This window comes from Polaromonas sp. YR568 (genome assembly GCF_943369675.1).
Taxonomy (GTDB): domain Bacteria; phylum Pseudomonadota; class Gammaproteobacteria; order Burkholderiales; family Burkholderiaceae_C; genus Polaromonas.
In genome coordinates, this window is sequence record NZ_CALROB020000036.1 from 16,318 (window position 1) to 38,102 (window position 21,785).

Here is a 21,785-nt window from a genome sequence, read left to right on the forward strand (position 1 = left end):
CTTCAACCCCACTTCATCTCGCCCTTGGCGACCTTGGCGCCAATTTGCAGCGCCACACCCATGCCGGCGTTCGGGTAGCGCCGGGTCATGGCAGCGATGAGGGCGCCGCTGTCGGCGGCCTTGGCAAGCTCCTCCTCGAAAGCGACGAGATAGTCGCGGGTGTATTTGATCGCGCTTGCGTCTACTGCGGCAGCCGTCGCCATGTGACCGGGGACCACCACGGCGGGTTTGCGAGCGGCCATGACGTCAAGCGCTTTCACCCATGCGGCGCGGGCCTCGGCGCCCTGCGTGTCGGCGGTCCACACGTGAACACCGGAGAAAAGCAGCACGCCGCCAAAGATGGCGTTCAGCGAAGGCACCCAGATGTAGCGGCGGTTGGCCAGGCCGTCGGCATCGGCGATCTCGATGGCCTGGCCTTCCAGGGTGAGGCTGCGGCCGTCAAAGGCTTCAGGCATCACGATGTCCGCCAGGGCCTGCGGACCGTTCTCCTTGAGCTGCGGGCCCCAGGTCGCCAGTTTCTTTTCTACATTGCCCTTGATGGCCGCTATCGTGGCCGGCGCGGCGATCACCCTCGCGTCGGGAAACGCCGCCTTGATGGGCGCGAGACTGAAGTAGTAGTCAGGATCACTCTGGCTGATGTAGACGGTCGTGAGCTTCTTGCCCGTGGCCTTGATGGCCTCGGCCAGCGCCTTGCCGTCGGGAAGCGTAAAGCCTCCATCGATCAGGACGGCCTCGCGGTCGCCGGAGATCAGTACCGGGGCACGGAAGAATCCATGTTCGCCAGCGGGGAAATGTTTCCAGGTCAGTTGGGTATTTGCAGCCATAGCGCTTTTCACTCCTAAGATGGCCGTCGCGACAGCCGCGCCGGCTACAGTTTTGATTGCTTCTCTTCGTGTGGTCATGGTTTTTTCCTTCTTCTTGAACGGTTAACCGAAAGGGGTTGGGCGGAGGGCGGTGGGGCTCAGGCCGCCTCGAGTTCGCCGGCCAGCGCGCTCGGGTTGGAATAAAAATCGGCGTGGTTCACGACCCAGCGCTTCGCGCTTGATTCGGCCACCAGGGTGGGCACGCCACGCGCGCCGAACTCCCGCATCAAGGCCTGTGCGCGGTGGATGCGGGCTTGGTTGGCCGCGAGAAGATCCTCATCGGGTTGCGCCACCCTTGTCGCAGCCTGTTCAAGGCCGAGCCCGCGCAGAACGCCGGCCAGCGTTTCCAGCGAGGTCGTGTCCTTGCCGTCCACGTAGCGCGCACTCTGTATCGCCTTGAGGGCTTCCAGTTCCCGGTCCGGCGCCGTCAATGACACGGCCGTCAGCGCCACCGTGGCGGGACCGCTGTCAAACAGCCGCTGGCGATCACCGAGAACCCGCTCCCGATACTGCTCGGTGAAACGCTGCCCCGTCAGGCGCTCGATGCGCTGGTCGTTGGACCAGGCGTAGGCGGCGAACTCACTGTTCATGGGCCGTGCGCCCTCACCAGCGAACAGCCCGGTGGGCAGCAATTCGAGATTGACAGCGGGAACTTCGCTCAATGCCGAGAGTGCCGGTATGGCGCCGTAGCACCAGCCACAAAGGGGGTCGAACAGGTAATGGAGGGTCTTGGTCATGGGGTTTCCGGGGTTCTGCTGTTCTCTTGGTGTTCTTCGGTGTTTTTGCTCACTGGCTGTGATCGTAGGCACTCTTTATTGACTGTTAAAGACGTCTCTGATAAACACAATGTATGTTTAAGGCAAACAATCAAGACGAGGGTGGCCTCGGCGGGCTGGGAAACCTGAGGCGCCTGGCCTACTTCGCGGCAGTGGTGGAAACCGGCTCCTTCACCGCGGCGGCGGATCGCCTGGGGATCACCAAGGCGGTGGTCAGCCAGCAGGTCGCCCGGCTTGAGCGCGAGTTCCGGACGTCGCTGCTGGTCCGCACCACGCGCAAGGTGCAGCCCACAGAACTGGGCCAGGCCTTCTACCTGCGCTGCGCGCTGATCCTGCGCGAGGCCGGGGATGCCTTTGACGACCTGGCCGAAACCTCGGCGGAGCCGTCCGGCATGCTGCGGCTCACCGCGCCTTTCGACTATGGTGTCGGCGTGGTGGTGCCGGCCATCGCCGCCTTTACCCGGCGCTATCCTGCGTGCAAGGTCGATGCGGCCCTCACCGACCAGACGCTGGACCTCATGTCGGGCAACATCGAACTGGCGATCCGTGTCGGCTGGCTCGCCGAAACCAGCCTGCAGGCGCGAAAAATCGGCGCTTTCCGGCAACTGCTCGTGGCGTCGCCGGCCATGCAGCCGCAAGTGGCGCGGCTCACCGGCCCGCAAGACATCGCCGGCCTGCCCTTCATTGCCAACACCGCCCTGCGCGACCATCTCACATGGAATTTCTCGCTCAACGAGATTGAACACCAGGTCGTGAACGTGCAGGCCTCGATTTTTCTCGATGCCACGCTAGCCGTGCGCGAAGCCGTGTGCCAGGGCGCGGGGCTTTCGGTGCTCCCGGACTATGCGGTGGCGAACGATCTCGCCGTCGGCCGTCTCATCCAGGTCTTGCCGCAGTGGCATCTGCCTTCGGGCGGTATCCATGCGGTGTTTCCGGCCGCGCGCTTTCGTCCCGCGAAGGTCCGTGCCTTCGTCGACCTGTTGGCGGACAGAGAGCAACAACGCCAGGCCGTCAACGCGTCAAATGGAGGCTGACGTCCAGCCTGTCGCGTTCTTTCAGGAGCGCCGGCTCGGCTCCCGCGCCCTGCCGCCTTCCAGCGCGATGAACGCGGCGTAGCCGTAGCGAATTTCGCTGTGGCCTCGCGCGCGCCTGGCGCCCGCGGCGGCAATGCGTGCCAGCGCCATGAAACCGCGGGCTGCCAACAGGGCCAGGAAGGCCGCGCCGCTCAAGGGCCTGGCGAGCAGGGCGCGGGCGAAATTCCGGCGGCAGGGCTCCCAGTGCAGGCTCGCGCCTTGCGCAGTGCCCGCCGGCTCAATCACTGCGTTCTCACCGGCACCGAGGCGTACGCGCTGCCCCGCTTCGATGAAGTGATCGTCCGGGTCCTTGTTGCGGGTCAGCCAGAGCCGGCCTCGCAGCACCGTCAGTTCGCCGCTCTGGCGCAGGCGCAGCGTCTGGCCGGGCGTCAGGCGCCGGATGCCGCCGTGAAATGCGGTGCCGTTTGATTTTGTATTCATGATGAATTTTTGAGGTGTTGTCGCGCGGGCCTTGCCGCGTGTCGCCGCCGTCAGAGCCTGGCCAGGGCGTGCAGCGTGGGGTTGTCGATCTGGCCGGCGAGCAGCCTGGCCGCCGCCGCGCTTGCGCCGTCACCGAGCGCCGCGCGGTGCAGGCAGGCGCGCACCGTGAACTCGCGCATGCCGCTGCGCGCGGCGAGGTCCTGCATCTCGTTGATCCAGGCCGACGCCTGGGGCATTACCTGCGCCACAGCGGCATCGCACAGCGCGTCGAGCGCATAGGCCTTGCCCCAAAGGTAGGCGTCGGGCAGGCGCACGCAGCGCGCCACCGCGTCGGTGAGGATTTCGACGGCGCGCCGCGGCTCGCCGCGCGCCATGGCCACGCGCCCCAGGCCGCGGCCGGCCATGCCTTCCCAGCAGGGGTCGCCGATCTGGCAGCCGAGCGCAAACGCGTGTTCAAAACGGTTCGCGGCGGCATCGACGTTGCCGCGCAGCAGGTCGAGTTCGGCGCGCAGCGATTGCGGCCAGGGCACAAAGGCGGTCCAGCCCTGCTGGGCCAGCGCCACCGAGCGGTCCAGCGCATCGCCGGCGGCGTCGAGATCACCGTGCAGCAGCAGCGCGCGGCCCAGCATGGACAGTGCATAGGCGAGCTGCTTGTTGTCGCCCGCGGCAGCAGCCAGCGCTTCGGCCTCGCGCAGCAGGGCGATGGCGGCCGCGTAATGCGCGGTGTCGCTGAGCGCGGAGCCGCAGACGGTGGCGATGCGTGCCAGCTCCGCGCGGTCCTCGCCGGCCAGCGGCCTGGCGCGCTGCAGCCAGGCCAGCGTGCGCTCATAGCGGCCGCGCAGGAACTCGACGTAGCCGAGTTCACGGCACGCGGCGGCGGCGAGCACCGGCGAGGCATCGCGGCCGACCTCCAGCGCTTCGTGCAGCGCGGTGGCGCCTTCCTCGTCGCGGCCGCGCGCGGCACGCACCAGCGCGCCGCCCAGGGCCACGCGGGTGCGCGCGCGCAGCACGGCGTCGCCGGTGGCGTCCGCCTCGGCGATGGCGCGGCGCAGGCATTGCAGGCCGGCATCAAGGGCGCCGGCGCTGATCGCCGCCTCCCCGGCCTCGAGTTGCGCGAGTGCCGCTGCGCGCCCGGTGGCGGGCCGGGCGGTGGGTGCCGCGGTGAGTGTGCCCAGGGCCGCGTCCAGCGTGGCGCCGGGCTGTACGCCGAGTTCGCGCTGGAACAATTCACGGCAGGCCGCGGCCTGGCGCGCCGCGCCTACGCCGTCACCCGCGGCCGCGAGGCTGCGCACCAGCAGGGCCTGGTAGTTTTCGTCGAGCGGGTTGTGCCGCACCAGCCGGCCGGCCAGTGTGGCGGCTTCGGCCATGGCGCCGGCGGCCATGCGCGCCTGCGCGGCTTCACGCAGCACGGCTTCGGCGGCGGCCTGGAGGTGGCGGCGCTCGGTGGCCAGCCAGACCTCGAAGGCCGGGCTGCCCGAAAAATTCATGCCTTCCAGCAGTTCGTGGCCCAGGCCGGGCACGCACAGGGCTTGCGCCCAACTGCCCGACAGCACGGCGTTGAGGTCGACATAGGCCGGCGCCGGCGGCAGCGCGATCAGTTCGCCGCGCAGCTCCGCGGTGCCGAGCAGGCGCCGCAGCTCGCTGAGGTTCCAGCGCAGCGCGGCCAGCGGGTCTTCCGCCTCCTCGAACAACAGGCCGGCCAGCTGCTGGCGGCTGACGGGCGCCTCGCTGCGCGCCAGGTAGGCAAGCAGGCCCCAGACCTTGTGCCCGCGCGGCGCCGGCACGGCCCGGCCGCCGCGCTCGACGCGCGGCGGGCCGAGCAGGTGGATGGCAAGCCCCAGGGGCGGCGCGTCGTTCGGGGCTTGCGGCGTCACCGGCGGGCCTCAGGCTTCGGCGGTGGTGGGGTCGATGACGCCGGTGACGCGCGTGACGGCGTCGGCCGGAAAGCCGCCCCTGCGGGCGTGCTCCCTCACGAGTTCTTCGCTGGCCGCGTTGTAGATGCAGTACATCTTGCCGCCCGTGAGGTAGCTTTGCACCCACTGGACGTCGGGCCCCAGTTCCTGCAGCACGCCGCAGGATTTCCGGGAAATGGATTGCAGTTCGGCGGGCTTGAGGTCGCCGAGTCCGGGGATGACGCGTTCGATGACGAATTTGGGCATAAAAGTCTCCGTTGAGTGAGTGGAGACCCGAAGATAGGCAGTTTACGTGTGAGCCCGCGTTTGAGGAAAACGTTCAGGGCCTTTGTTATTTATTCACAGAGAGGCGCCGGCCTATGCCATCTGTGCCGGTTGGCTTACAAATTAGCCGGCTTCTTTGCGCTGTTCATGGATAGCATCGGAATGTTTGCCGCGCCTGATCGCTGCGGCCGGCCCCAACACTTTAAGAAAAACATGATGAACCGCTTCCCTCTGCCTTCTTTGCCGCGCGGCCTCCTGCGCAGTGCCGCCCTTGTGCTGGGCGGGCTGTGCGCGGCGGCGCCGGCCCTGGCCGCCGGCAACACCGAGCCGCTCACCGAAATCCTCTCGGAGCCCGGCAGCGCGGGGCTGGGTTTTGTGACGCGTGTGGAGCGTTCACCTTACAAGGATGCTGGCAACCGTTATGACCTGCTGCCGCTCTACCTGTATGAAGGCGAGCGCCTGTTCCTGCGCGCCAACCGGGGCGGCGTGAAGATACTCAACAGCGGCGAGCAGCGGCTGGACGTTTTTGTCGAGCAGCGCCTGGAAGGCTTTCCGACCGAGAACCTGCCGGCCAGCCTGGCCGGCATGGCGACGCGTGACTCGGCCATCGACCTGGGCCTGGCTTACCGCTGGCGCCAGCCTTGGGGCACGCTGGAGGCTGAGTTTGTGCACGACATCGGGAACACCTACAAGGGCAATGAACTGCGCCTGGGCTATTCCTACGACTGGCGCTCCGGCCCCTGGATGCTGCGCCCCAGCCTGACGGTGGCGGTGCGCGATTCCAAGCTCAACAACTATTACTACGGCGTGCAGCCCGGCGAGGCCACGCCCGGCCGTCCGGCCTATGCGCCCGGTGCCGGCATCAATACCTCGATAGGCCTTTACGGCTCCTACGACCTCACGCAGGGCTGGCGCCTGTTGGCCGGCATCTCTGCGACCATGCTGGACGCCAAGGTCAAGGACAGCCCCATCGTGCAAAAAGGCGTGCTGCCCGCCGCCTACGTGGGTGTGGCCTACGACTTCGGCGGCCACAAGCGCGAATGGGCCGAGAACGACACGCCCACCTATTTCAAGGCGCTGTACGGCAAGTCGACCGAGGACGGCTGCCACCTGGCCAAGATCATCACGGCGCAGTGCCTGTCGACGGCGAAAACCAATTCGACCAGCATCACCGGCATCCAGGTGGGCAAGCCCTTCCTGAACAACGTCAACGGCTGGCCGCTGGACTTCATCGGCTACGTGGGTCTGACGCACCACAACGACCGCGGCCTGCAGCCCAACGGCGTGCAGCTCGACCTGTTCATGAAAGCGGTGTACTCCGGCTTCCCCTGGAGCGACCGCGTGAAGACACGGCTGGGTCTGGGAGTGGGGGTGTCCATGGCGCAGCGCGTGCCTTACATCGAGGCGGCCAGCCAGGCCGCCAACGGCAAGCCGGCCTCGCGCATGCTGAACTACCTGGATCCGACCATCGACGTGAGCCTGGGCGACCTGATAGGCTACCGGCCGCTCAAGGAGACCTACATCGGGTTCGGCGTGTCGCACCGTTCCGGCATCTTTGGTTCATCGCGCCTGCTGGGCAACGTCAACGGCGGCTCCAACTACATCTACACCTATGTCGAAAGCGCGCTGTGAGCGCGTGAGTGATTGAGCGGGCGGCGTGGCCCGGGGCTCAGGAAGGGTCCGGGCCCGTGGCCTTGTCCATCGCGTGGAGCGCGTCCTCGGTGGCCATCTTGAGGGCCGACACGTCCATCATGGCCAGGCGGATGCGGGTGTCGCCGCCCAGCGGCTCGGTGAAGGCCCTCGCCTGCGCATTCACGTAGACCGGCAGCTGCCGGGGCCGGCGCAGCTCAAGGCTTTGCGCGGACACCTCATCGATGCTGCGCTTCGCATCTTCCAGCAGCTGGTCCAGGCTGGCCACCGACGCGGCGCTGAAAAACTCGCGCAGCGCCCGGCCGGGCAGGCCGTGCTGGTTCTGGCCCAGCAGCAAAGCCGCGCGCCCGTTCAGTTCGAGGATGTTGCCGTCGGTGGACAGCGTGAGGTAACCCACCGGGGCGAACTCATAGAGGTCCTGGTACTTGGCGCGCAGCGCATCCACGTGGGCGAAGGTTTCGTTCAACACTTCGTTCTGCATCTCCAGCTCGATCTGGTGAACCTGCAGTTCATGGATCAGCTTGAGCTGGTCGACCCCGCCGTCGGGCACCGCCCAGGCTTTGCGAGCGGCCAGCTGCTTTTCGGCTTTGCTGCGCAACAGGTCGGAGGGTGTTGGGGATGTGCTCATGGGGTTCCAGGTTTGCCGCGGCCTGCGCGGCGTAGACTATCCAGTCCCATTCAGTCATGCGACGGTGACAGCTTCTCTTTGTAACAAACATGACCTCACAACACAAGCCGGTATCCCCTGTCGTGGCACAGACAAAACCGCTGGCCATCGTAGGAATCGGCGCTTCGGCGGGAGGGCTGGAGGCGCTGGAGCAGTTTTTCGCCCAGGTGCCGGACGCCAGCAGCCTGGGATTTGTCGTGGTGCAGCACCTGGACCCGGACAAGGAGAGTTCGCTGGTGCCGCTGCTGCAGCGTGTCACGCTGCTGCCGGTGTTGCAGGTCGCAGACCTGATGCCGGTGGAGGCCGACCATGTGTATGTCGCGCCGCCCGGCTTTGAGGTGTCCATCCTGAACGGCGTGCTGCACTTGCTCAAACCCGCCGGCGCGCGCGGCCATGGCCTGCCGATTGATTTTTTCCTGCGCGCGCTGGCCGTCGACCAGCAGGCCAATGCGGCCGGCGTGATCCTTTCGGGCATGGGCTCGGACGGCACCATGGGCGCGCGGGCCCTGAAGGAAAAAGCCGGCGTGGTGCTGGTGCAGGCGCCGGACACGGCCAGATTCGAGGCCATGCCGCGCAGCGTCATCGACGCCAGCCTGGCCGACATGGTGGCGCCCGCCGCGCAGTTGCCGCGAAAGATCCTGGCTTATTTCGCGCACCCCATGATGGCGCAAAGCGGCCTGGACGCGCAGCTCGGGCCTCAGGCGGACAGCCTGCACTCGACGCTTGAAAAAGTGCTGATCCTGGTGCGCGCGCAGACCGGCCACGACTTCAGCCTTTACAAAAAAGGCACGGTGTACCGGCGCATCCAGCGGCGCATGGCCATCCACCAGATGGGGACGGCGGACGCCTACCTGCGCCACGTCCGCGAGAATGCGGTGGAGGCCGAGCTGCTTTACAAGGAGCTGCTGATAGGCGTGACCAGTTTTTTTCGCGACCCGGAGGTCTGGGAGCACCTGCGCCAGCAGGTGTTCCCGCGGCTGGTCCGCAGCAGGCCCGAAGGCGGCGCGCTGCGGGCCTGGGTGGCGGCCTGCTCGACGGGCGAAGAGGCCTACACCCTGGCCATGGTGTTCGCGGAGGCCGTGGCCGAACTCGAAGAGCCGGCCGACTTGTCGCTGCAGATTTTTGCCACCGACCTGGAAAAAGAATCCGTGGCCAGGGCCCGCAGGGGCGTCTACCCCGAGAACATCACGGCCGACGTCTCGCCCGAGCGGCTGGAGCGGTTTTTCACCCGCGTGCCGGGCGGCTATCGCGTGCGGCAGGACATCCGGGCCATGGTCGTGTTTGCCCAGCAAAGCCTGGCCAGCGACCCGCCCTTCGCGCGGCTGGACGTGCTGAGCTGCCGCAACCTGCTGATCTACCTGGAGCCCGAGCTGCAGCAAAAGCTGATGCCGCTGTTCCACCACAGCCTGAACCCGGGCGGCATCCTGGTGCTGGGAAGCGCGGAAACCATAGGCCAGTCCAGCGACCTCTTCATGCCGCTGGGCGCAAAAACCCGTATCTACCGCCGGCTCGACGCCGCGGCCCGCGTCGGAAGTTTCCCGGCCTACCCTGAGGGGGTGCTGTCAGCGCCCCTGCACATGCCTTCAGCGCGTAAACCCCTGCCGGGCGCCGGCAGCCTGCAGATGCTGGCCGACCAGGTGCTGGCGCGCAAGTTCGCGCCCGCCGCCGTGCTGGTCACGGCGCAGGCCGACATCGTTTATTTCAGCGGCAAGACCGGCAAGTACCTCGAGCCGGCCGCCGGCAAGGCCAACCTGAACCTGTTCGCGATGGCGCGCCCCGGCCTGAGCCAGCCCCTGGGCGAGGTGTTCCACCGCGCGCTGCGGGAAAAGGCGCCCGCGGTGCTGGAGCCGGTCAGCGTCAGCGTGGACGGCCAGGCGATGGCTTTCGGCGCGACCGTGGAGCCGCTGGAATCGCCCGAGGCCTTGCAGGGGCTGGTGATGGTGGTGTTCACGGATGCGCCGGCGCCGCCGGAGCCGCCGGACAGTGGCGAAGCCGATGCAGGCCGCGACCGGCGGGTTGCGGAATTGCTGCGCGAGCTGGCCCGTTCGCGCGAGGAACACCAGTCCACGCGCGAGGACATGCAGGCCGCGCAGGAGGGCCTGGTGTCGGCCAATGAGGAATTGCAGTCGGCCAATGAGGAACTGACCACCTCGCGCGAGGAGATGCAGTCCATCAACGAGGAGCTGCAGACCGTGAACGCCGAGCTGCAGGCGCGGGTGGATGCGCTGGCGCGCGCCAGCGACGACATGGACAACCTGCTCAACAGCACCGACATCGCGACGCTGTTCCTGGACCGGCACCTGAACGTGCGGCGCTTCACGACGCGCGCCACGGGCCTGTTCAAGCTGATCGCCGGCGACGTCGGCAGGCCCATCACCGACATCGTTTCCGCCATGGACTACCGGGATCTGGCCGGCGATGCGCGCGAGGTGCTGCGCACCCTGATGTTCCAGGAAAAAGAAGTCGCGGCCAATGAAGGCCGCTGGTTCATGGTGCGCATCATGCCCTACCGCACGCAGGACAACCGCATCGACGGGGTCGTGATCACCTTCAGCGACATCAGCCTGGCCAAGCAGCTGGAGGCATCCCTGCGCAAGGTGCAGGCGGGCAAGGCAAAGCCGCGCGCCGGCGGCGCAAAAAAGAACGAGCAGGCTTAAGCGGAAAAATCTTAAGCGGAAGGGGCGGCCGCCCGGCGCGCCGCACGGGCCGGCGCCGGCGCGGCCTGGACAGGAAGGTCCTGCCGCACGTTGCTGGCGGTGATCACGCCGCCGCCCAGGCAGACATCACCCTGGTACAGCACGGCCGACTGCCCCGGCGTCACCGCCCATTGCGCGTCGGCAAACGCGAGTTCGCAGCTGTCGATGGAGGACTGGCGCAGCTCGCAGGTGGCGTCGGCCTGCCGGTAGCGCGCCTTGGCGGCCATGGCGCCGGGCGCAGGCGCGCTGCCGGCCACCCAGCTGCAGTCCTGCGCCGTCAGCACCGTTGATTGCAGCCAGGGATGCTCATGGCCCTGCACCACCCACAGCGTGTTGGTATCGATGTCCTTGCGCGCCACGAACCAGGGCTCGTGTTCGCCCACGCCGCGCAGCCCGCGCGCCTGCGCGGCCTTGAGGTCGGCGCCTTTGGCTTTCACGCCGCCTATGCCCAGGCCCTGGCGCTGGCCCAGCGTGTAGAAAGACAGGCCCACATGTTCACCGAGCACGCGGCCCTTGTCGTTCTTGATGGGGCCGGGCGCCTTGGCGATGTAGCGGTTCAGGAAATCACGGAAAGGACGCTCGCCGATGAAGCAGATGCCGGTCGAGTCTTTTTTCTTCGCGTTGGGCAGGCCGATCTCGTCGGCGATGCGGCGCACTTCGGTCTTGCGCAGCTCACCCACCGGGAACAGCGTCTTCGACAGCTGCGCCTGGTTCAGGCGGTGCAGGAAGTAGCTCTGGTCTTTCGCCGGGTCCAGGCCCTTGAGCAGCTCATGCAGGCCGGTGGCTTCGTTATGGCGCACCCTGGCGTAGTGCCCGGTCGCGATTTTCTCGGCGCCCAGGCGCATGGCGTGGTCCAGGAAGGCCTTGAACTTGATCTCGGCGTTGCACAGGATGTCGGGGTTCGGCGTGCGGCCGGCCTGGTATTCGCGCAGGAATTCGGCGAACACGCGGTCCTTGTAATCGGACGCGAAATTGACGTGCTCGATCTCGATGCCGATCACGTCGGCGACGGCGGCGGCGTCGACAAAATCGATGTTGGACGAGCAGTATTCGCTGTCGTCGTCGTCTTCCCAGTTCTTCATGAAGATGCCGATGACCTCGTGGCCCTGCTGTTTGAGCAGGTGCGCGGTCACCGCGGAGTCCACGCCTCCGCTCAAACCCACGACGATTCTTTGGCGCGTTCCCGGCTTTTGCATGCCGGTATTTTAGGTTTGATGGCTTGACCCTGGCGCCGCAGGGTCTCCGGCCGCCCCATCCCGCAAGCTGCTCAGGCGTGGACCGGGTACACGCTGGGGTCGGTGGTGACCAGCGCCAGCGGATAACGTTTGCCCGCCAGGTAGTCCTCCATGCAGGTCAGCAGCAGGGGGCTGCGGTGCATGTCGACGCTGGCGCGGATTTCGTCGGCCGTCAGCCAGACGGTGCGCACGATGCCCTCGTCGAGTGCCTGGCCGGCCACGTGCTCGCCGAGTTCGCCGCAAAACGCAAAGCGCAGGTAGGTGATGTCCATCGGCTCGTCCTGGCCGGGCATGGCCCGCTCGAAGCGCGACAGGTAGACGCCGACGATGGACTTCGGCTTGAAGTGCCAGGCGGTTTCTTCCAGCGTCTCGCGGGCGCAGGCCTCGATCGGGCTTTCGCCCGGATCCAGGTGACCGGCGGGGTTGTTGAGCTTCAGGCCGTCCCGGGTCTGCTCCTCTACCAGCAGGAATTTGGGGACACCGTCGATTATTTTTTCTATGACCGCAGCGACCGTGACGCTGGGCTTCCATCGATTGTTCATGGCGGTGATTATCAGCGGCGCGCGTGACAGTTCCTGTGGGTGTTTTTCCCCGGACGGGGTGGGTGCCGGGCTTGCTCCTTCCCCCGCTGGGGAAGGTTGGGATGGGGGCCGCCGGCATTTGAAGTTGCACCAGGGTGTTTGGAGGCCGTCGGCCCCTACCCCAGCCCTCCCTCAGCGGGGGAGGGAGCAAGAGCGCTTGCGCCGAATCCCCGCGCAAAGCTCTCGCGCAGGTGCTCGACAAAATACTGCACCGCTTTGGGCACCTGGGCCGACCAGGGCCGCAACGCGTAGATGCGCTCTCCGAAAAAACCCTGAACCTGCCAGTCGGGCAGCACATGCACCAGGGAGGGGGACTGGCCGGCGCTCGCGGGCACGCTGAAGTCCGGCAGCAGGCCTATGCCCAGGCCGGCCACCAGCGCCTCGCGCAGCACTTCGCTGTTGTTGGCCTTGAGCGTGCCGGTGACGTTCACGCCGACCTGCTCACGCGATTTACGCTTGCCGCTGCGCACAAAGGTCCAGCTCGCGGCATTGTGGTTGCCCAGGTAGAGCAGGCAGTCGTGCGCGGCCAGTTCCGACGGCTGCGTGGGCACGCCGCGCCGCGCCAGGTAGTCGGGGCTGGCCAGCAGGATGGAGCGCGTCTCGCAGAGCACCCAGGCCACGTGGGTGTCGGGCGGCGCGTTGGTGTGGCGTATCGCCAGGTCGAAGCCCTCGTTGGCCAGGTTGACGAAGCGGTCGGTCAGCTCCAGCTCGATGTGGATTTCGGGAAAGCGCTTGAGGAAGGCGGCCACGCAGGGCGCCAGGTGCTGGCGCCCCAGCGCCACAGGCGCCGTCACGCGGATCAACCCGCGCGGCGTGCCGACCAGGTCCTTCACCGCTGAATAGCTTTCGCTGATGCGGTTGAAGGCCGGCTGCATGCCGTTGACGAGTTGCTGGCCGGCTTCCGTCAGCCCCACTGAGCGTGTAGTGCGCCGCACCAGCATCACACCGGCAGCGCGTTCCAGCTCGCTGATGCGCATGCTGGCCGAGGCCTTGGACACGCCCAGGCGGCGCGCCGTCTCGGTAAAACTGCGGGTGGCGGCCAGCACGGTCAGCAGGTGCAGGTCGGCCACGAGGGGGGAAAGCTGGTCGGAAGACATGGCATGGAGCGCATCAGACGCCCAATTGTTCAGGAATATGAACAATGTAATCACAAATAAGGGTGTTATCAATTCGGCTTCGCGCGCCTAGACTGCCATCAGCCGCCCCGCTTTGGGGCCTTTATTTCGTTTCCAGCCGCCTGGCCACCACTTTCAGAGGAATCCCCCATGTCTTTATCGCCCGCCGCCACCGCACCCCAGGCCACCATCGGCCATTACCTCCAGGGCCGCGTCGCCGCGCCCACCTCGGGCCGCAGCCAGCCGGTCTTCAATCCCGCGACCGGCGCCGTGACGGGCCACGTCGCGCTGGCCAGCACGGCCGAGGTCGACGCCGCCGTGGCGTCCGCGCAGGCGGCCTTCCCGGCCTGGGCCGACACGCCGCCGATCCGCCGCGCGCGCGTGATGTTCAAGTTCCTTGAACTGCTCAACCAGAACAAGGACAAGCTGGCCCACATGATCACCGCCGAACACGGCAAGGTCTTCACCGACGCCCAGGGCGAGGTCTCGCGTGGCATCGACATCGTGGAATTCGCCTGCGGCATCCCGCAACTGCTCAAGGGCGACTTCACCGACCAGGTCTCCACCGGTATCGACAACTGGACGCTGCGCCAGCCCCTGGGCGTTGTGGCCGGCATCACGCCCTTCAACTTCCCGGTGATGGTGCCGATGTGGATGTTCCCGGTGGCGATTGCCGCGGGCAACAGCTTTATCCTGAAACCCAGCCCCATCGACCCCAGCCCCAGCCTGTTCATGGCCGACCTGCTCAAGCAGGCCGGTTTGCCCGACGGCGTCTTCAACGTGGTGCAGGGCGACAAGGAAGCGGTCGATGCGCTGCTGGTGCACCCGGACGTGAAGGCCGTGTCCTTCGTCGGCTCCACGCCGATCGCCAACTACATCTATGAAACCGGCGCGCACCACGGCAAGCGCGTGCAGGCCCTGGGCGGCGCGAAGAACCACATGGTGGTGATGCCCGATGCCGACCTCGAGCAGGCGGTGGACGCATTGATAGGCGCGGGCTACGGCTCGGCCGGCGAACGCTGCATGGCGATCTCGGTGGCGGTGCTGGTCGGCAACGTGGCGGACAAGCTGGTGCCCATGCTGGAAGCGCGTGCCAAAACCCTGGTGATCAAGAACGGCGTGGAGCTCGACGCCGAGATGGGCCCCATCGTGACTTCGGCCGCGCACGAGCGCATCACCGGCTACATCGACATCGGCGTGAAAGAAGGCGCCAAGTTGCTGGTCGACGGCCGCGGCTTCAAGGGCGCACAGGCCGGCGACGGCTGCGACAAGGGCTTCTGGATGGGCGGCACGCTGTTCGACCACGTCACACCCGACATGCGCATCTACAAGGAAGAAATCTTCGGCCCGGTGCTGGGCTGCGTGCGCGTGAAGGATTTCGCCGAAGCGGTGAACCTGATCAACGCCCATGAGTTCGGCAACGGCGTGAGCTGCTACACCCGCGACGGCCACGTGGCGCGCGAATTCAGCCGCCGCATCCAGGTCGGCATGGTCGGCATCAACGTGCCGATTCCGGTGCCCATGGCCTGGCACGGCTTTGGTGGCTGGAAAAAGAGCCTGTTCGGCGACATGCACGCCTATGGCGAAGAAGGCGTGCGTTTCTACACCAAGCAAAAATCCATCATGCAGCGCTGGCCCGAAAGCATCGGCAAGGGCGCCGAGTTTGTGATGCCGACGGCCAAATAACACAGGGCGCGGGAGGCTGCGACGGCCCCGTCAACCGCATGGCGGCTGGCGGGGCCATTTTTATAAGCCGTTTCGAAACGGGCAAAAACTATAGACTGCCCTGACAAAAATTTGCAAAAATCTCATGTAAGCTTCATGACAGGTACAAATACAAACGCCGAGACAGACACGCAGCAGACAGTTCCCGCACAAGCCCGTCCACGGGCTGATGTCCACAAGCCATACCAACGTACTGAGGAGAGACCCATGCTGATTGGGGTACCCGCCGAAATCACGGCCGGAGAAACACGCGTCGCCATCACGCCCGAAACGGCCAAGAAACTCAAGGCCCAGGGGCACACCATCCGTGTGCAGTCGGGCGCCGGCGTTGCGGCCAGCGTTCCCGACGAGGCCTACACGGCCGTCGGCGCCGAGATCACCGATGCCGCGGGCGCCTACGGCGCCGACATCGTGCTCAAGGTGCGTTGCCCGCTGGACAGCGAAATGGGGCTGGCCAAAGCCGGCGGCGTGCTGGTCGGCATGCTCAACCCGTTTGATGCCCCCGGCCTGCAGCGCCTGGCCGCGGCGAAGCTGACCTCCTTCGCGCTTGAAGCCGCGCCGCGCACCAGCCGCGCGCAAAGCATGGACGTTCTGTCCTCGCAGGCCAATATCGCCGGCTACAAGGCCGTGATCATGGCGGCCGACCGCTACCAGCGCTTCTTCCCCATGCTGATGACGGCGGCCGGCACGGTCAAGGCCGCGCGCGTGGTGATCCTGGGCGTCGGCGTCGCCGGCCTGCAGGCCATCGCCACGGCCAAGCGCCTGGGCGCGGTCATCGAGGCCAGCGACGTGCGTCCCAGCGTGAAGGAACAGGTCGAATCGCTGGGCGCGAAATTCATCGACGTGCCTTATGAAACCGACGAGGAGCGCGAAGCCGCCGTCGGCGTGGGCGGTTATGCCAAGCCCATGCCCCCCAGCTGGCTGGAGCGGCAAAAGGCCGAGGTCGCCAAGCGCGTGGCGCAGGCCGACGTGGTCATCACCACCGCGCTGATCCCCGGCCGCGCCGCGCCCGTGCTGGTCACCGAAGACATGGTCAAGGCCATGAAGCCCGGCAGCGTGATCGTCGACCTGGCCGCGCCGCAAGGCGGCAATTGCCCGCTCACCGAGCCCGGCAAGACGGTGGTCAAGCACGGCGTGACGCTGATCGGCGAGACGAACGTGCCGTCGCTCGTCGCGGCCGACGCCAGCGCGCTGTATGCGCGCAACCTGCTGGACTTCCTCAAGCTCATCATCACCAAAGAGGGTGAGCTCAAGGTCGACCTGGAAGACGACATCGTTGCCGCCTGCCTGATGACGCAGGGCGGCGAGGTCAAACGGAAGTAACCGCTTCGGTTCAACCGGGCCCATCGTAATAAGTAAGGCCGGCCCCGCGCCGGCGCAGCTCTCACGGAGAAGACCATGGATGCAGTGTCACCCACCATCATCAACCTGATTATTTTTGTACTGGCCATCTACGTGGGTTACCACGTGGTGTGGACCGTCACGCCGGCCCTGCACACGCCGCTGATGGCGGTGACCAACGCGATTTCGGCCATCGTGATCGTGGGCGCCATGCTGGCGGCCGCGCTGACGGAAACGCCGCTCGGCAAGACCATGGGCTGGCTGGCCGTGGCGCTGGCGGCGGTGAACGTCTTCGGCGGCTTCCTGGTCACACGCCGCATGCTGGAGATGTTCCGCAAGAAGGACAAAAAAGTTGCCGCGCCTGCTGAAGGAGCCGCCAAATGAGCATGAACATCGTCACGCTGCTGTACCTGGTGGCTTCCGTTTTCTTCATCCAGGCGCTCAAGGGCCTGTCTCACCCGACCACGTCGATACGCGGCAACCTCTTCGGCATGGCCGGCATGACGATTGCCGTGCTGACCACCGGCGCGCTGATCGTCGAGACCTCGGGCGGCAAGGCCATCGGCATGGCCTACGTATTGAGCGCATTGCTGGTCGGCGGCGCGGCCGGCACGCTGATGGCCAAGCGCGTCGAGATGACCAAGATGCCCGAACTGGTCGCCTTCATGCACAGCATGATCGGCCTGGCCGCGGTGTTCATCGCGGTGGCCGCCGTCGCCGAGCCTTACGCTTTCGGCATCGCCGCCAAGGGCTTGCCGATTCCCACCGGCAACCGGCTTGAGCTGTTCCTGGGCGCGGCGATTGGCGCCGTGACCTTCAGCGGCTCGGTCATCGCCTTCGGCAAGCTCAGCGGCAAGTACAAGTTCCGCCTGTTCCAGGGCGCGCCGGTGACCTTCCCCGGCCAGCACATGCTGAACCTGGTGCTGGGCCTGGCAACAGTCGGCCTGGGCGTGGGCTTCATGCTGACCGGCAACTGGACGGCCTTCTTCGCGATGCTGGCGCTGGCCTTCGTGATGGGCGTGCTGATCATCATCCCGATCGGCGGCGCCGACATGCCGGTGGTGGTGTCCATGCTCAACAGCTACTCGGGCTGGGCTGCTGCCGGCATCGGCTTTTCGCTGAACAACGCCATGCTGATCATCGCCGGTTCGCTGGTCGGCTCGTCGGGCGCCATCCTCTCGTACATCATGTGCAAGGCGATGAACCGCTCCTTCTTCAACGTGATCCTGGGCGGCTTCGGCGGTGAGGCCGGCACGGCCGCCGCGGGCGCCAAAGAGCAGCGTCCCGTCAAGTCGGGTTCCGCCGACGACGCTGCCTTCATCCTGGGCAACGCCGAAACCGTGATCATCGTGCCGGGCTACGGCCTGGCGGTGGCGCGCGCGCAGCACTCGGTGAAAGAGCTCGCGCAAAAGCTCATCGACAAGGGCATCAACGTCAAGTACGCCATCCATCCGGTGGCCGGCCGCATGCCGGGCCACATGAACGTGCTGCTGGCCGAGGCCGAAGTGCCTTACGACCAGGTGCATGAAATGGAAGACATCAACGCCGAGTTCGGCCAGGCCGACGTCGCCATCATCCTGGGCGCCAACGACGTGGTGAACCCCGCGGCCCATGTCAAGGGCAGCGCGATCTACGGCATGCCCATCCTGGAGGCCTACAAGGCCAAGACCGTCATCGTCAACAAGCGCTCCATGGCGGCCGGCTACGCGGGCCTGGACAACGAGCTCTTCTACATGGACAAAACCATGATGGTGTTCGGTGACGCCAAAAAGGTCATCGAAGACATGGGCAAGGCCATCGAATAAGCGGTAAACCGCTTCCCGCGCGGCCTGTACCGCGGCTGCGCGCCGCGGGTCCCTCCGGTTTAGAGGGGCTTCCCTTCTGATTTCCCGGCTTTCCTAGGGAAAACGCAATAGCCACGAAGAGGGCGTGCCGTGAGAATCCATGGCTGTAAGCAAAACGTAATGGAGAAGACAAACATGAATGCAGCGACCATTGACCGCCCTTGGCTCAAGGCTTACCCGCCGGGCGTTCCCGCCGACATCGACGCGTCGCAGTACCCGTCGCTGGTGGCCTTGATGGAGGAAAGCTTCAAGAAGCACGGCAGCCGCGTCGCTTACAGCTTCATGGGCAAGGACATCACCTTCGGCCAGACCGACAGCCTCTCGCTGGCCTTCGGCGCCTACCTGCAGAGCCTGGGCCTGGCGAAGGGCGACCGCATCGCCATCATGATGCCCAACGTGCCGCAATACCCGGTGGCCGTGGCCGCCATCCTGCGCGCCGGCTACGTGGTGGTCAACGTCAACCCGCTGTACACGCCGCGCGAACTCGAGCACCAGCTCAAGGATTCGGGCTCCAAGGCCATCGTCATCATCGAGAACTTCGCCAACACGCTGGAGCAGTGCATCGCCGCCACGCCGGTCAAGCACGTGGTGCTGTGCGCCATGGGCGACCAGCTGGGCATGCTCAAGGGCGCGCTGGTCAACTATGTGGTGCGCAACGTCAAGAAGATGGTGCCGGCCTTCAACCTGCCCGGCGCGGTGCGCTTCAACGACGCGGTGGCCCAGGGCACGCGCGCAACACTCAAGCGCCCCGACATCAAGCCCGACGACGTGGCCGTGCTGCAGTACACCGGCGGCACCACCGGCGTCTCCAAGGGCGCGGTGCTGTTGCACCGCAACGTGATCGCCAACGTGCTGCAGTCCGAAGCCTGGAACGGCCCGGCCATGGCCAGCATGCCGGCGAGCCAGCAACCCGTCTACGTCTGCGCGCTGCCGCTGTATCACATCTTCGCGTTCACCGTGAACATGATGCTGGGCATGCGCACCGGCGGCAAGAACATCCTGATCCCCAACCCGCGCGACCTGCCCGCCGTGCTCAAGGAACTCTCCAAACACAAGGTCAACAGCTTCCCGGCGGTCAACACGCTGTTCAACGGCCTGGCCAACCACCCGGACTTCAACACCGTGGACTGGTCGCACCTGAAGGTGTCGCTCGGCGGCGGCATGGCTGTGCAGAGCGCGGTGGCCAAGCTGTGGCTCGAAAAAACCGGCTGCCCGGTCTGCGAAGGCTACGGCCTGTCCGAGACCTCGCCTTCGGCCAGCTGCAACCCGACCAACAGCAAGGCCTTCACCGGCACCATCGGCGTGCCGATTCCCGGCACGTACTTCAAGCTGCTTGACGACGACGGCAATGAAGTGCCGCAGGGCCAGCCCGGCGAGATTGCCATCAAGGGCCCGCAGGTCATGGCCGGCTACTGGCAGCGCCCCGACGAAACCGCCAAGGTCATGACGCCCGACGGCTACTTCAAGTCCGGCGACATCGGCGTGCTCGATGAAAACGGCTTCTTCAAGATCGTCGACCGCAAGAAGGACATGATCCTGGTGAGCGGCTTCAACGTCTACCCGAACGAGATCGAAGACGTGGTGGCCAAGCTCGACGGCGTGATGGAATGCGCCTGCGTGGGCGTGGCCGACGACAAGTCCGGCGAAGCCGTGAAGCTGGTGATCGTCAAGAAAAACCCCGACCTCACCGAAGCCCAGGTGCGCGAGTACTGCAAGGCCAACCTGACCGGCTACAAGCAGCCCAAGGTGGTGGAGTTCCGCACCGACCTGCCCAAGACACCGGTCGGCAAGATTCTGCGCCGCGAGTTGCGGGACAAAAAGTAATTCGACGGCAAACAAGTTTTTAGAGCCTGCAAAGGTTTTCTACGGGGCGGCGTGAGTCGCCCTTTTTTGCGTCTGTGCTTTGTGGGCACAATCCCTTCATGCCGACCTCTCCGACTCCTTCCGCCTCCCCGACCCCCATCGCCATCCTCAGCGCCCTGTTGCACGAGCAGCAGGGCCTGATGGAGTTGCTGCACCGCCCGCACAAGGTGACGCACGCCGGCCGTGATTTCTGGCTGGGCGAGTTGCACGGCCGGCCCGTGGTGCTGGCGCTGTCGAAGATCGGCAAGGTGGCCGCCGCCACCACGGCGACCGCGTTGATCGAACGCTTCGGCGTGCGCCGCATCGTGTTCACCGGCGTGGCTGGCGGCCTGGGCCAGGATGTGAATGTCGGCGACGTTGTGGTGGCCAGCGATTTTGTGCAGCACGACCTGGATGCCTCGCCGCTGTTTCCGCGTTATGAAGTGCCGCTGTACGGCCGCAGCCGCTTTGAGGGCGACGCGGCGCTCACGGCCTTGCTGTTCAATGCGGCGTCGGCGGTGCTAGCTGACGGCGGCGCGAGCGCGGCGTTCCCGGGCGCACGCGTTCACAGGGGCTTGATCGCCAGCGGCGACCGTTTTGTTTCAGGCGCCGGCGAATCGCGCGGCCTGCATGCCGCGTTGACGGGCGCGGGCCACGAGGTGCTGGCGGTGGAGATGGAGGGCGCGGCCGTGGCACAGGTCTGCCACGACTATGGCGTGCCCTTTGCCGCGGTGCGCACCATCTCCGACCGCGCGGACGACAGCGCGCATGTGGACTTCCCGCGCTTTGTCGAAGAAGTGGCCAGCCGCTATGCGCACGCGATCGCGGAGCGCTTGCTGGTGTCGCTGGAGCCGTGACCGTCGCGGGGAAACTTCACCCCGCGCCGTGGCACTTCTTGTATTTCTTCCCGCTGCCGCAGTAGCAAAGGTCGTTGCGTCCCGGCGTGGCTTCTACGCGCACGGTTTCGACTTTCGGGCCCATGGTCATCCACAGCTCACGCAGGTCGTAGACCGCCCAGATGGCCTCGCCGAAGGCATTGAGCCGGGCAATGCTGGTGCTGGGCGCGCCGTCTTCGCTCAGGGGTGAGACCGCGGGCGCGGCCGTGTCGTCCTCGGTCATGGCCACCACGGCCTGCAGGGCACCGTCCAGCCATTTGGCGGCGTCCTTGTCGCGCGGGGCCATCCACTCGTCGGGCCAGCTTTCGACCGCGAACATGAAACCCAGCGCCCAGACCTGGGCAAAGGCCGGCAGCTCTTCGCCCTTGAAGGCGGCGCGCTCCTCGGGCGACATCTCGGCCACGGCACCGCGTATGTCCATGACCTCGGGGTGGTAGCAGTTGTCGTCTTCCAGCGAATCGACCTCTGAGTCCAGCGCGGTTTCGACTTCCTTCCAGCGCCGGTTCCACAGCGTGAGGAAGCGCTCACCTTGCGCCGCGTCGGCGAAGGAGCCGCCTTCCGGGTCCGGCACCTCGCCTTCGGCCGGCACGGCCAGCAGCACCGGCAGGTATTCGGCGGCGGCGATGGGGCGGCGCGAACAGATCACGGCGGCCATGAAGCCTTCGCAGAACTCCCACTGCGGCGTTTCGTCGTAGCGGGTGCGCAGCTCGTCGAGGATGGCGTCGAGCTCGTCAAAGTCTTCGGCTTCGAGGAACGCGGTCTCTGCGGAGGGTGTTGAAGAAGGGGGGGATTTGGGGGTAAGCGTCATGAAAACAGTCCTGAGCGACACGCGAGGCTCTTATGATGCAAAGTGTATCTGCCGC

The 21,785-nt window shown here is 66.3% G+C and carries 19 protein-coding genes; 9 read left to right on the plus strand and 10 right to left on the minus strand.

The window, feature by feature from the left end; all coding sequences use genetic code 11:
- Nucleotides 1-2: 2 nt before the first annotated feature.
- On the minus strand, nucleotides 3-902 hold the full coding sequence (locus ACLV8F_RS18275) for an MBL fold metallo-hydrolase (RefSeq protein WP_411885623.1): 900 nt from the start codon (nucleotides 900-902) through the stop codon (nucleotides 3-5).
- A 59-nt stretch (nucleotides 903-961) separates the two neighbouring features.
- Entirely contained in the window at nucleotides 962-1,600 is a 639-nt protein-coding gene (locus tag ACLV8F_RS18280) for a DsbA family protein (protein ID WP_411885624.1), read from the minus strand.
- Between the two features lie 113 nt (nucleotides 1,601-1,713).
- On the opposite strand from ACLV8F_RS18280, the gene ACLV8F_RS18285 reads away from it, so the two are divergent.
- The gene (locus ACLV8F_RS18285) at nucleotides 1,714-2,673 is read left to right on the plus strand and encodes a LysR family transcriptional regulator (protein WP_411885625.1); all 960 of its coding nucleotides are present in this window, start codon (nucleotides 1,714-1,716) and stop codon (nucleotides 2,671-2,673) included.
- A 21-nt stretch (nucleotides 2,674-2,694) separates the two neighbouring features.
- On the opposite strand, the gene ACLV8F_RS18290 is transcribed toward ACLV8F_RS18285, so the two are convergent.
- The 3 genes from ACLV8F_RS18290 to ACLV8F_RS18300 are packed head-to-tail and all read right to left on the minus strand — an operon-like array spanning nucleotide 2,695 to nucleotide 5,312.
- Nucleotides 2,695-3,153, minus strand: a complete 459-nt coding sequence (locus tag ACLV8F_RS18290; RefSeq protein WP_411885626.1) for a DUF2917 domain-containing protein — start codon at nucleotides 3,151-3,153, stop codon at nucleotides 2,695-2,697.
- A gap of 50 nt (nucleotides 3,154-3,203) precedes the next feature.
- A complete protein-coding gene (locus tag ACLV8F_RS18295; protein ID WP_411885627.1) occupies nucleotides 3,204-5,027 on the minus strand; it encodes a BTAD domain-containing putative transcriptional regulator in 1,824 nt (607 codons plus the stop codon).
- Nucleotides 5,028-5,036: 9 nt separating this feature from the next.
- Complete coding sequence (locus tag ACLV8F_RS18300; protein WP_411885628.1) at nucleotides 5,037-5,312, minus strand: DUF4242 domain-containing protein; 276 nt, start codon at nucleotides 5,310-5,312, stop codon at nucleotides 5,037-5,039.
- A gap of 234 nt (nucleotides 5,313-5,546) precedes the next feature.
- On the opposite strand from ACLV8F_RS18300, the gene ACLV8F_RS18305 reads away from it, so the two are divergent.
- The gene (locus tag ACLV8F_RS18305; protein ID WP_411885629.1) at nucleotides 5,547-6,962 is read left to right on the plus strand and encodes a MipA/OmpV family protein; all 1,416 of its coding nucleotides are present in this window, start codon (nucleotides 5,547-5,549) and stop codon (nucleotides 6,960-6,962) included.
- Between the two features lie 37 nt (nucleotides 6,963-6,999).
- On the opposite strand, the gene ACLV8F_RS18310 is transcribed toward ACLV8F_RS18305, so the two are convergent.
- Nucleotides 7,000-7,608, minus strand: coding sequence for a PAS domain-containing protein (locus ACLV8F_RS18310; RefSeq protein WP_411885630.1), 609 nt, complete (start codon nucleotides 7,606-7,608; stop codon nucleotides 7,000-7,002).
- Nucleotides 7,609-7,697: 89 nt separating this feature from the next.
- Between ACLV8F_RS18310 and ACLV8F_RS18315 the strand changes: the two genes are divergently transcribed.
- Entirely contained in the window at nucleotides 7,698-10,304 is a 2,607-nt protein-coding gene (locus ACLV8F_RS18315) for a CheR family methyltransferase (protein WP_411885631.1), read from the plus strand.
- 11 nt (nucleotides 10,305-10,315) lie between these two features.
- On the opposite strand, the gene mnmA is transcribed toward ACLV8F_RS18315, so the two are convergent.
- From mnmA to ACLV8F_RS18330, 3 genes are all read right to left on the minus strand, one after another.
- Complete coding sequence (mnmA, locus tag ACLV8F_RS18320; protein ID WP_411885632.1) at nucleotides 10,316-11,539, minus strand: tRNA 2-thiouridine(34) synthase MnmA; 1,224 nt, start codon at nucleotides 11,537-11,539, stop codon at nucleotides 10,316-10,318.
- Between the two features lie 71 nt (nucleotides 11,540-11,610).
- Nucleotides 11,611-12,120, minus strand: coding sequence for an NUDIX hydrolase (locus ACLV8F_RS18325; protein WP_411885633.1), 510 nt, complete (start codon nucleotides 12,118-12,120; stop codon nucleotides 11,611-11,613).
- 155 nt (nucleotides 12,121-12,275) lie between these two features.
- Complete coding sequence (locus ACLV8F_RS18330) at nucleotides 12,276-13,256, minus strand: LysR family transcriptional regulator (RefSeq protein ID WP_411885634.1); 981 nt, start codon at nucleotides 13,254-13,256, stop codon at nucleotides 12,276-12,278.
- Between the two features lie 168 nt (nucleotides 13,257-13,424).
- Between ACLV8F_RS18330 and ACLV8F_RS18335 the strand changes: the two genes are divergently transcribed.
- The 6 genes from ACLV8F_RS18335 (at nucleotide 13,425) to ACLV8F_RS18360 (ending at nucleotide 20,883) form a co-directional block, all read left to right on the plus strand.
- Entirely contained in the window at nucleotides 13,425-14,960 is a 1,536-nt protein-coding gene (locus tag ACLV8F_RS18335) for a CoA-acylating methylmalonate-semialdehyde dehydrogenase (protein ID WP_411885635.1), read from the plus strand.
- A 246-nt stretch (nucleotides 14,961-15,206) separates the two neighbouring features.
- Nucleotides 15,207-16,322, plus strand: coding sequence for a Re/Si-specific NAD(P)(+) transhydrogenase subunit alpha (locus ACLV8F_RS18340; RefSeq protein ID WP_411885636.1), 1,116 nt, complete (start codon nucleotides 15,207-15,209; stop codon nucleotides 16,320-16,322).
- A 75-nt stretch (nucleotides 16,323-16,397) separates the two neighbouring features.
- Entirely contained in the window at nucleotides 16,398-16,724 is a 327-nt protein-coding gene (locus ACLV8F_RS18345; RefSeq protein WP_411885637.1) for an NAD(P) transhydrogenase subunit alpha, read from the plus strand.
- The gene (locus ACLV8F_RS18350) at nucleotides 16,721-18,145 is read left to right on the plus strand and encodes an NAD(P)(+) transhydrogenase (Re/Si-specific) subunit beta (RefSeq protein ID WP_411885638.1); all 1,425 of its coding nucleotides are present in this window, start codon (nucleotides 16,721-16,723) and stop codon (nucleotides 18,143-18,145) included. Before ACLV8F_RS18345 ends, ACLV8F_RS18350 begins: the two co-directional genes overlap by 4 nt.
- 174 nt (nucleotides 18,146-18,319) lie before the next feature.
- Entirely contained in the window at nucleotides 18,320-20,008 is a 1,689-nt protein-coding gene (locus tag ACLV8F_RS18355) for a long-chain-fatty-acid--CoA ligase (protein ID WP_411885639.1), read from the plus strand.
- 98 nt (nucleotides 20,009-20,106) lie between these two features.
- Nucleotides 20,107-20,883 carry a 5'-methylthioadenosine/adenosylhomocysteine nucleosidase gene (locus ACLV8F_RS18360; protein ID WP_411885640.1) on the plus strand — a complete coding sequence of 259 codons (777 nt, stop codon included), beginning with the start codon at nucleotides 20,107-20,109 and terminating at the stop codon, nucleotides 20,881-20,883.
- A gap of 16 nt (nucleotides 20,884-20,899) precedes the next feature.
- On the opposite strand, the gene ACLV8F_RS18365 is transcribed toward ACLV8F_RS18360, so the two are convergent.
- Entirely contained in the window at nucleotides 20,900-21,730 is an 831-nt protein-coding gene (locus ACLV8F_RS18365) for a UPF0149 family protein (RefSeq protein ID WP_411885641.1), read from the minus strand.
- Between the last annotated feature and the right edge of the window lie 55 nt (nucleotides 21,731-21,785).